This window comes from Agrobacterium sp. CG674, from assembly GCF_053521645.1.
This window is the reverse complement of record NZ_JBNWDZ010000007.1, coordinates 280243-289673: the sequence shown is the minus strand read 5'-3', so window position 1 is coordinate 289673 and position 9431 is coordinate 280243. Positions and strand designations below refer to the sequence as shown.

Sequence of the window (9431 nt, the reverse complement as noted above, 5' to 3'; positions counted from 1 at the left end):
CCATTCCGAACACGGCCGTGAAACGCCCCAGCGCCAATGGTACTCCGTCTTAAGACGCGGGAGAGTAGGTCGCTGCCAGGTCTGCAAAACGCAACGCATGATAAAAACACTCTTCTCAACACACTCCTTCGGCCCAGCCGATACAAAGGGCCGCGCAAGCGGCCTTTATGCATTTAAGCGAACTGCTCATAAGGCATCTGTTCAGCCCTCTGAGTTCAATAACGGTATTTTGGCTAATGCCAAAAACCGGACCGAGACGACATTTTGCCTCAGGCAAAAGTCGGGTAGAGACGCAAACTCAAAGAGTTTGCTTTGTCGCGGAAATCCCATCGGGATTTACGCTGGTAACGCGGGGTGGAGCAGCCCGGTAGCTCGTCAGGCTCATAACCTGAAGGCCGCAGGTTCAAATCCTGCCCCCGCAACCAAATATTGTAACATTTTCCTTTCAGCCTCCGCCTCGGCGAGAACCGCACGAAAGTGAGACAGAAACTCCAGCTTCTCCTGACTATCCCTGAACTCACCCGCCCTGACACGGCCGGCGGACTCGTTCCTGTGACGATTGGCCTGCTGCCGGTTTCTTGGACACTGAGTTAAGGCGCCTCCAATGAAAACTGGTGCGCACGAATACAACGAAGGAAGTTCAGCCGCGAGTACAAGCTTGAGGCGGTGAGGTTGCTTCGAGAGCTTGCGGACGGCGTTCCACAGGCATCGCGCGATTTGGATGTTCATGAGAATGTCCTGCGCAAGTGGGTCAGGGCATATGGCTCGGACCCAGCACAGGCGTTTCCTGGTTACGGGCAGATGAAGCCTGAGCAGCTTGCTATCAAGAGGCTTAGCAAAGAAGTGGCCAAGCTGAAGGCGGAGCGCGACATCTTAAAAAAGGCCGCCGTCTAGTTTGCAAAGGACGTGATATGAAGTTTGCGTTTATTGGAAAGCACCGTTCGATCTGGCCGATCGCATGGCTCTGCGAAGCGCTGGGTATATCGCGTTCCGGCTTTCATGTTTGGTTAAGCCGGTCTCCGAACCAGCATGCCCGGTATGACGAGGCACTGTTCGACAAGATAAATGACAGCTTCAAGGATAGCGACCGCAGCTACGGCGCACGGCGTGTTTGCACGACCTGCTCGCCGAAGGCCTCTCCTGTGGCTCACATCGTGCCGAGCGTCTCATGCGCGACAATGCATTGAGGAGAGCGATGCCTCGAAGGCGTAGCTTGCCAAAAGACGACGGTGACCGCCCGGTCATCATGCCGAATGTGCTAGACCGACAGTTCGCGGCAGCAAGACCGGACCAGAAATGGGTGCCGATTTTAGCTATCTATAGACGGCTGAGGGCTGGCTCTATGTGGCCGTCGTCATCGACCTGTTCTCGCGACGTGTTGTTTGCTGGTCGATGAACACCAACATGACAGCCCAGCTCGTTACATATGCGTTGATCATGGCCATATGGCGCAGAGGCAAGCCGGATCCGCTGCTCCACCATTCTGACCAGGGTAGCCAATACACAAGCGAGCAGTTCCAGTCTCATGGCCGATGACGGCATCACGTGCTCGATTCGCCGATCTGTCAATGTATGGAACAATGCCGCGATGGAAAGCTTCTTCTCATCACTCACAACGGAGAAGCCAGCTCGCAGATATACAGGACCAATGACGATGCAAAGGCGGACATTTTCGATTACATCGAGCGCTTCTACAATCCAAAGCGTCTCCATTCCATGCAGGGTTACCTCAGCCTATGGAATTTGAAAACAAGGTGGGATCAGCCTAACTGAGTGTTCGAAAAACCGGCAGCAAGACCTAATTTATTGGCGGCATGTAACTGCCGTGAACAGACTGCCGTTATGACCTTGAACATTTTGCATCACGATAGCTTGATTTTGCCGCCTGCTATAGCGATTCCTCTTCTAGATTGTGATATGTATTCCGAGGGAGGATGCGGATGCTATATCGCTCGACGCCAGATTTTCCGGGCTATAGCCGCGTATCAAAAGCCATGCACTGGATTGTGGCTTTGCTTGTTTTCGTGACATGGCCTCTGGGCTTGATGATTGGTTTCGTCAAGGATGACGTCAAGCTGGATTTCTATCTTGTGCATGAAAGCTTCGGCTTTCTCGTGCTGTGGGCCATGCTGCTCAGAGTTGGATTTCGGCTTTTTCAATCACCGCCTCTAGTGGAGAGATCCGCGCTAGAGCGTATTGCGGCCAATACGGTTCACGGGTTGCTTTACCTGTTTTTGATCATCATGCCCGTTTCAGGCTTCTTAGCCACAAATGCCCACGGGTTCCCCCTGCAATGGTTCGGATTGGTGACGATCTGGAGTCCGCTTGGCAAATCTTCGGAGATCGCGCCGACGCTCTCAGCCATCCACGAGTGGAGCGCGTGGATCGTTTTAGGGCTTTTCGCGTTACACATATTGGCAGCGATATTCCATCACCTCATACGCCGAGATGCCACGCTTTACCGAATTCTTTAGACAGGGACGTCGATGCAAAACCTCCATATGAATGACAGGCTTTGGACGCGGCTCCTTTCACTACGCAATGGGAATGGCCTGATCGGCAGGCAAGATGTGGATCCCGCATTTGCGCTTTACGGTCCGATTGCGTCGGCCAAGGATGGGTTTGTCCTTGCGCAGGTCGGTCAGTCTCTTGATGGACGCGTTGCGACTCCAAGTGGGGATGCTCGCGATATTTCAGGACCTGAAGGGCTTGCGCATCTTCACCGTTGTCGCGCCCTCGTTGATGCGGTCATCGTCGGTATCGGAACCGTCCAGAATGATGATCCGCGCCTTTCCGTGCGAGAGGTGACAGGCCCTAGTCCCGCCCGGGTCATCATAGACTGTCGCGGCGAATTGACCGGAGATGAGCGGCTGTTTCAAGACGGCGCTGCACCGGTTATCGTCATCCAAGGTCATGATGCGCCGAGGTCCGCAACGCGGTTCGATGTGGTGAGACTTCAACGTGGCCCATATGGCCTTGACCCTCAGGATATTTTGGACTGTCTTGCCAAGCGCGGCTTGAAGCGGATACTGGTGGAAGGTGGCGCAAGAACAATCGCGCGTTTCATCGATGATGGGCTGGTGGACCGCCTTCATGTGACGATCTCACCTTTGATCATTGGCTCCGGACCATCTGGAATCTCCTTGGCACCCATCACGGAGCTCTGTAACGCTCAGCGCCCCTCAGCAGATGTTTACGTACTGGGAGGCGATGTGCTGTTTGACTGTCGCATGAAAGCGGATGCGTGCCTAAGTGCTGGGAAGGGCCAGAAAGTCCGTATGTCCAACGATGCAGAGGCTGCCGTCGCGGTCAATGTGTGAGTGGCGGAACTCTAGCCACTCCTTGAATGCCAGATCGCTGACATTGCCTATTTCCTGCACTGGCCGATGAAGCCCCGCCAGAAACTCCTTTTGAAGCTCGGCTGAGGACGGGTCAAGGCGCCAGGGGCTATCGGCAATCTCAACCGCAAATCCCAATGCTTCACATCGATGAGAGAGATGGGCAGAAGCGTCGGGTCCCAAGGCTGGGCCAAACCCTTTGTCAGATCGCTGATGAAGGTTAAAATCTGCGGCGATCTGCGCATCCAGCGGATGTTCTATCGACCATGCCATGATGCCGTCATAGTTCAGCGCTGCGTAGAGGCCGATTTTGCGATGGGCCAACGTCTCCACGAAGCGGTCGCAAAAATCCGATGAGCAGAGATCGAAAAGAGCCGATGCGGTGACAATCGCAACGTTATCGAGAAGTGTGTTGTCAAGATCTTTCAGGTCCTGGCGGTGAAATTCGATGTTTTCACGCACACCTATTTGGCGCTTCGCCTCATCCAGCAACACGGTTTCATAGTCCAGAAGCTTCCAATTGCAGTGTGGCAGTTTCTGCGAAAGCGTCCTGTAGGTCGATCCTGTGCCGCACCCTATATCCATGATGACATGCGGTTGCGGAAGGGCATCGAGATACTGACGCACTTTCTCGAGCATCGGCGCCGATCTTGCTTCACGGTCTGCTGGTTCACGAAGTTTCAGCCATTCCTTATCAAACCCGCTCATGCCAACTCTTTCAATGCCGTCGAAATGATTTTCGACGTGTCTTCCCATTGCGGGAGTAAAGCGCCGGCTCTAGCTGCTGCTTCCGCCCGCCGACTGCGTTCCTCATGATCGGTTAGCAACGTCCTCAGCGCGGAGGCGACCGCCTCGACATCGTCTACAGGAACGAGATATCCAGCGTCGGTTGGGACGACGTCTGGTACCGCGCCCGCCTTGCAGGCAATGATAGGCAGGCCGTGAGACAGAGCTTCGGCAAAGACCATGCCATAACCTTCATAACGGCTTGCAAGCGCGAATATGTCGGCTTCGGCATAGGCCGTGGTCAAATCATCGGTTTCTCCAGCAAGATTAATTCGCGCTGAAAGATCAAGCCTTCTGATCTGCTCTTCCAGAGCATTGGCGACAGTCGTGTCTAAATGGGGACTTCCAATGATCGTTGCCTGCCAATCAAGCTCGGAAATACTGGCCATCGCATTGATCAAAACATCATGTCCCTTGCGCGTTGTCAAAGAACCAACAGATAGGATTTGCGGGATTTCGTTCACGACCTTGCGCGATGACGGTGGCCTTACCGTTCCCGGTACTGCGACGCTGATCTTATCAGGCGAAACACCGAAATTTCTCGTCAATTCGCTGGCTGTCATCGGCGAGGTGACAAGAACATGGCGCACTGCCCGCAGGGCTTCCATCTCACTTTGCCGCAAAGGTTCCTGTTGTTCTGCGCTCAGCCCGGTTTCCAGCGCTAGCGGATGATGGATTAACGCCACGATCCTCAGGCGCTGAGCCTCACGGCTTGCCCAGGCATCCATGACACCAAAAGCCAGCCCGTCTATGACAACGAGCGCGCCTTCGTCCAAGGACGACAACCGCTTTTCCGCTTCTGCCAATGTGTCAGGAGTGGGGGAGGGAAAGCCATCTCCAAGCGGCAGAAGGTCGAGCTCCCAGCCGAGATCTCGTAACCCTTTGATGATTTCCCGGTCGTAGCCATATCCCCCGGTCCTCAGTTCGAGGTTGCCGGGGTAAGCGAATGTGAGGCTTGGCTTCAAAGGTCTGCCTCATACCAGCCGCGCGCTGCGTGAGATTCATGCAAGGTAATCTTGAGGCGCGAGATCCGGTGGCTGCCGGGACCCAAACGCTTGGCTGCCACGGCTGCTGCAAGCTCATCGAATATGTGTTTTGCGATGACTTCTGTGGTGCTGATCTTGCCTTTGAAGACATCGACCTCATCCAGATTTTGATAATTCAGCGGCTTCAAAACCTCAGATAGGACAGTCGTTGCTGCGCCGATATCGACCGCGAGACCATCCTCGTCCACGTCCTTTGTGAAAAACGCAGCGTCCACAACGAAGGTGGCGCCGTGCATGCCTTGGGCAGGGCCGAAGACCGGGCGCGGCAGGCTGTGGGCGATCATAATGTGGTCTCGAACTTCGACTGCGAACATGGTCTCTCTTTCATGGGTAGCGGATTCGATGGCAAAGTGTGTCTTGTGATGAGAGGATACGTGGATAATCACTAGCCAGATCATCAAACGACGTTTCGCCGGAAATTAAGTGATCGAGACGATCGTCCCGCAAAAGCTCCAGGGCCTTTGCCATGCGCCGTCCGAACGTCCAGCGCGCCTTGCGAAATGCGGGGATGGAGCCGACCTGCGAGCTGACGAGGGAAAGCCGTTTGGAATGAAACGCGCCGCCGAGCGGGATGGTAACGGTGCCTTCGCCGTACCAGCTTGCCTCCACGATCCGCGCTTCCGTTCCGGCATGTTCAATGGCATTGGCAAGTGCTGCTGATGATGCCGAGGCATTGATGAGCACGTCGAACTCGCCGTTTAGACTGCCAGCTTCTACGAACCGGATGTTCATGGCTTCAACGTGCTTGCGACGATCCGGGTTGACGTCAACGAGGGTGGTTTCTGTTCCCGCAATCCTGCTGGACAGGCTTGCCACAAGTGTTCCCACCACGCCGCTGCCGAGGACGGCCACCCGGTCTCCGGGCTGAATGAGGGCATCCCAAACGATGTTGAGGGCGGTTTCCATATTCGCAGCGAGCACGGCGCGCTCTGGCTGAAGATTGTCCGGCAGAGGTGTGACCATATCCTGCGTCGTGATGAAGACATCCTGATGCGGGTGGAGGCAGAACACCGTTCGACCCAGTAATTCCGCTGGCCCATCCTCGATCATGCCAACGCTGGAGTACCCGTATTTCAGCGGAAACGTGAAATCGCCGACCATATGCGGCCCGCGCATTCTGTCGAACTCGCTTTGGGGAACGCCACCATTGAATACGAGGGATTCCGTTCCCCGACTAATGCCGCTGTACAGGCTGCGAACAAGGACCTCATGGGGTTCAAGGGCCGAGCTCAGGATCTCTTCCTTCTTCGCACATTGGCCTGCGCTCTCTATCCAGAGCGCACGCGCCGGATGGCGCGCGATTGTCGCGGTGTTCTTTGCAAATGCCAAAAGAGTGATCCCATATGTGCGTGTTCAATGGAGCGTATGACGCAGAGCCGCGTTTTGTTCCGTGAGTAAATCAAAATAAATTTACGGCTCACACAAAACCAGCCTGCAAATTTCATCGTAAAACCAAAAAACGCACAGGGAGATTATGTCCGATGTTGAATGCCTCCAAGCCATCTTTTCAGTTCAGCACGCCCGAAATTGACGTAGAACGCGCCGTTTCCGAGTTGCGTTACGGACGCCCCGTTGTGTTGTCATCGAACGAACGGAAGATGGCAGTTCTTGCTCTTGATGCCGTTGCTCCCTCTATTTATGACCAATTCGCAGCTGCCTGCGATCAAACTCATTCGCTGCTGCTGACCGCCCCAAGGGCATTACGGCTCGGTATCGCAGGCCAACAGGATATATTGACGCCACTTGCGGGTGTGAACTTCGAGGCGGCTTCGCGTCTATCCTATGTACTCGGCGCCAAGCGTCCTTCAAGCTGGGTCGCGGCAGATACTCTTGCTTCCCAGACAGCCGAGCTTGCGCGAATTGCTCTTTTGCTTCCCTCCATGATCGTCGCCGACATTTCAGCGACAAGCAACACATTTGCAGGATGCTGCCACTTATCTGCCGCTCACTTGAAAGGTGCAGATGTGGCCCGCCAGCGCTTCCAGCAGGTTGCTCGCACCCGCGTTCCTCTCAAGGAGCTGGGAGATGCTGAATTCGTCGTTTTCCGTGGCGGGCTCGCGCAGAAGGACCAGGTCGCAATTGTCGTTGGCAAGCCTGATACATCCCGCACGGTACCAATCCGCATCCATTCATCCTGCATTACCGGCGATCTCTGTGGCTCGCTGAAATGCGATTGCGGCGATCAGCTTCAAAACGGGCTTGCTCTTCTCAAGGAAGCCGGTGGTGGAGTTCTGCTTTATCTGGATCAGGAAGGCCGGGGCACGGGTATTGGCGCGAAAATGCGCGCTTATGGCTATCAGCACCTCGGTCTGGACACGATCGATGCGGATGCAGAGCTGGGCCTCGCTGAGGATCATCGCCGATATGAGGCAGCCGTTGCGATGCTGTTGCTTATGAAAATTTCCAACGTTGCCGTCTATACGAACAATCCAACGAAAATCAGCGCGCTGAGGGCAGGTGGCATAAAAGTTGATGCGCGTGCGCCGGTCAACGGCACTGTGACAATGGAAAACCAGAATTACCTCCGCACGAAGACACTTCGTGCCGGTCATCTCATGGACTTGAAGGCGCTGGTTGCCGCAGAGTGATGTTTGGCCGCAAGGAGGAATGAATGGCGTTGATCCCAACTTATGCCGCGGAAAAAATGGGGGGCAGACGGCCCCTCATTCATAGCACGCTGGCGAACCTTGCTTGTCTCATGCTCGGCACGATCATCGTTGCAGTCGTCTTGCGCGCGAAACTGTCTTTGGGGTGGGATTTTGTGGCTGCCGCCATCCTGTCCCTTTCCCTCATTTTCGGCTTCGTCATGTATCTCTTGCCGGATTATCCCCACCGCCGCTTCGGCTATGCCAATTTTGTCACGGCATTTCGCAGTACGCTTGTCAGCCTGACGGGCGCCACCGTGATATGCTTCGAAAGCCTCCACCAAGCTGATACCGTTCTGTGGGTGCTCGTCGGGGTCGTTGCCTTCGCTCTGGCGCTTGATGGTATTGATGGTTATCTGGCACGGAAATACCGGCAGGAATCCGAGCTCGGTGCGCGTTTCGACATGGAAGTCGATGCGCTTCTCATCCTCATCCTTTCCGTTGCCGCAGCTATCCTCGCAAAGGCTGGGGCTTGGGTCCTTCTCATTGGCTTGATGCGCTATGGATTTGTCGCTGCTGGCTGGTTCTTCCCCGTCTTGGCTGCCGATTTGCCCACGTCGTTCAGGCGCAAATTTGTGTGTGTGGTCCAGGTGTCAGCGCTATGCCTGATCCTCGTGCCTTTTGTCACCGTTCCTCTGTCGAGCTACCTCGCGGCTATTTCGCTTGCCATGCTTGTGATGTCCTTCGCCATCGATGTCGTCTATCTCCTGCGCAAGGCGACGAGGAAAACTATTCCAGGTGCGGCACCGGCAAGAGACAGCCAACCATAGCTAATGCTCGCGGCAAGACCATCGGCGGAAGATGCGCCCAACAAAGGCCAGAGTGCCATCGCCGCAGCTTCGCGTGTTCCCCAGCCGCCAAAGCCGGTGGGGATCAGCATAGCGACCAGACAGAACGGTATGATCGTCAGGCCTGCAATCCACGTAAGATTGGACCCCATGGCATGGGCCGTTATCAGGAACACGGCGACATAGGCGAAGAGAATAGCGGCGCTTGTCGAGATTTGAAACAGCCATGCCCTGCGCCGGACGAAGACGTTGAGCAGGCTTTCGAGAAGGTTGTTCTCCACGTTTCGCCTTTTGATCCATATGGTGATCAGTATGACGATGGCGATGGCAGCTATTCCGAGGACGAGAAAATGCCCCGAATATTGAACATTGTCCGCGTTCGTCATGAAGGGCCAGATGCACAGGCCAATCAATGCCAGAAGAAAAAGCGCGATCTGGCCGGACAGCCTTTCGAAGATAACGGCCTTGGCAGATTGTTTCCACCCACCGTGCTCATCGCTGCGCATTCTCCAGGCTCTCAAAGCATCACCACCCATGCCGCCCGGCAGGGTTTGGTTCAAAAGGCTGGCGACGTAGTATTCGCGAATTGCCGTGAAAGGCGCTATATCTTGGCCAAGACGTCTCGCCGTGAAGCGCCACCTCAGCGCCGAGAGCACGATTTGCACCTGCACCAGCGCGAGGCAGCATATGATCGCAGTCCAGGAGATGCGCGAGAGCGATTGTGCAAGACCCGCCTGATCGGCGCGCTGGATGATGATGATCAGGAGCGCCAACGTGGCGACGGACACGAATATTCGCAGTTTGTTCAAGCGCGGGCGCCTCTGTATT

The 9431-nt window shown here is 55.3% G+C and carries 9 protein-coding genes, 1 tRNA gene, 1 rRNA gene and 1 pseudogene; 7 read left to right on the top strand and 5 right to left on the bottom strand.

From position 1 onward, the window contains the following. The 5 genes and pseudogenes from rrf to ACQZ51_RS19050 all read left to right on the top strand — a co-directional run. Window positions 1-81: ribosomal RNA gene (gene rrf / locus ACQZ51_RS19070) — 5S ribosomal RNA — on the top strand; the annotation flags it as partial. A gap of 267 nt (window positions 82-348) precedes the next feature. Next, a tRNA-Met gene (locus ACQZ51_RS19065) sits at window positions 349-425 on the top strand. Window positions 426-624: 199 nt separating this feature from the next. After that, a pseudogene (locus tag ACQZ51_RS19060) lies at window positions 625-1769 on the top strand (IS3 family transposase). 165 nt (window positions 1770-1934) lie between these two features. After that, entirely contained in the window at window positions 1935-2474 is a 540-nt protein-coding gene (locus ACQZ51_RS19055) for a cytochrome b (RefSeq protein WP_448779605.1), read from the top strand. Window positions 2475-2501: 27 nt separating this feature from the next. After that, a complete protein-coding gene (locus ACQZ51_RS19050) occupies window positions 2502-3320 on the top strand; it encodes a RibD family protein (protein ID WP_448779603.1) in 819 nt (272 codons plus the stop codon). On the opposite strand, the gene ACQZ51_RS19045 is transcribed toward ACQZ51_RS19050, so the two are convergent. The 4 genes from ACQZ51_RS19045 to ACQZ51_RS19030 are packed head-to-tail and all read right to left on the bottom strand — an operon-like array spanning window position 3249 to window position 6499. Next, on the bottom strand, window positions 3249-4046 hold the full coding sequence (locus tag ACQZ51_RS19045) for a class I SAM-dependent methyltransferase (RefSeq protein WP_448779601.1): 798 nt from the start codon (window positions 4044-4046) through the stop codon (window positions 3249-3251). The two genes, ACQZ51_RS19050 and ACQZ51_RS19045, sit on opposite strands and share 72 nt — an antisense overlap. Continuing rightward, window positions 4043-5089, bottom strand: a complete 1047-nt coding sequence (locus ACQZ51_RS19040) for a glycosyltransferase family 4 protein (RefSeq protein ID WP_448779599.1) — start codon at window positions 5087-5089, stop codon at window positions 4043-4045. The genes ACQZ51_RS19045 and ACQZ51_RS19040 overlap by 4 nt, the downstream gene beginning before the upstream one ends. Then, window positions 5086-5484: a 6-pyruvoyl trahydropterin synthase family protein gene (locus ACQZ51_RS19035; RefSeq protein ID WP_448779598.1), complete on the bottom strand. Its 399-nt coding sequence runs from the start codon at window positions 5482-5484 to the stop codon at window positions 5086-5088. The genes ACQZ51_RS19040 and ACQZ51_RS19035 overlap by 4 nt, the downstream gene beginning before the upstream one ends. 10 nt (window positions 5485-5494) lie before the next feature. After that, window positions 5495-6499 (bottom strand): zinc-dependent alcohol dehydrogenase, encoded by a 1005-nt coding sequence (locus ACQZ51_RS19030; protein ID WP_448779596.1) that lies wholly within the window; start codon window positions 6497-6499, stop codon window positions 5495-5497. 152 nt (window positions 6500-6651) lie between these two features. Here ACQZ51_RS19030 and ribA point away from each other — a divergent pair, with 152 nt between their 5' ends. Both ribA and ACQZ51_RS19020 read left to right on the top strand, forming a co-directional pair. Beyond that, window positions 6652-7758, top strand: coding sequence for a GTP cyclohydrolase II RibA (gene ribA / locus ACQZ51_RS19025; RefSeq protein WP_448779594.1), 1107 nt, complete (start codon window positions 6652-6654; stop codon window positions 7756-7758). Between the two features lie 23 nt (window positions 7759-7781). Further along, a complete protein-coding gene (locus ACQZ51_RS19020) occupies window positions 7782-8585 on the top strand; it encodes a CDP-alcohol phosphatidyltransferase family protein (RefSeq protein ID WP_448779592.1) in 804 nt (267 codons plus the stop codon). Here the strand turns inward: ACQZ51_RS19020 and ACQZ51_RS19015 are convergent. Further along, window positions 8516-9412 (bottom strand): lysylphosphatidylglycerol synthase transmembrane domain-containing protein, encoded by an 897-nt coding sequence (locus ACQZ51_RS19015; protein WP_448779591.1) that lies wholly within the window; start codon window positions 9410-9412, stop codon window positions 8516-8518. The two genes, ACQZ51_RS19020 and ACQZ51_RS19015, sit on opposite strands and share 70 nt — an antisense overlap. Window positions 9413-9431: the final 19 nt, after the last annotated feature.